The sequence below is a fragment of the Paraburkholderia sp. SIMBA_030 genome, from assembly GCF_046535245.1.
GTDB lineage: Bacteria > Pseudomonadota > Gammaproteobacteria > Burkholderiales > Burkholderiaceae > Paraburkholderia.
In genome coordinates this window covers 1-270 of record NZ_JAWRXB010000597.1, presented here as the reverse complement: position 1 = coordinate 270, position 270 = coordinate 1, and the positions used below count along the sequence as shown (strand labels likewise).

1 protein-coding gene is annotated in these 270 nt (G+C 50.7%); it reads left to right on the top strand.

The features are described from left to right. A partial coding sequence (locus SB772_RS41340; RefSeq protein ID WP_001549663.1) for a YhfT family protein occupies positions 1–219 on the top strand: 219 nt, incomplete at its 5' end. Positions 220–270: the final 51 nt, after the last annotated feature.

The window sequence follows — 270 nt, the reverse complement described above, 5'->3', positions numbered from 1 at the left end:
ATGAATATGCTGATGGAAGTGGCGCTGCTGGTCGGTTCGATTTTCGCAGCAATTAAGATGGCGGGTTATACCGGATTCTCTATCGCGGTTGCCATTTACTTCCTCAACGAATCCCTGGGCCGTCCGGTACAGAAAATGGCGGCACCGGTCGTGGCAGTAATGATCACCGGTATTCTGCTGAATGTTCTTTACTGGCTTGGCCTGTTCGTTCCGGCTTAAGGAAGGCACCTATGAAGACGTTTCCTCTGCAAAGCCTGACGATTATTGAGG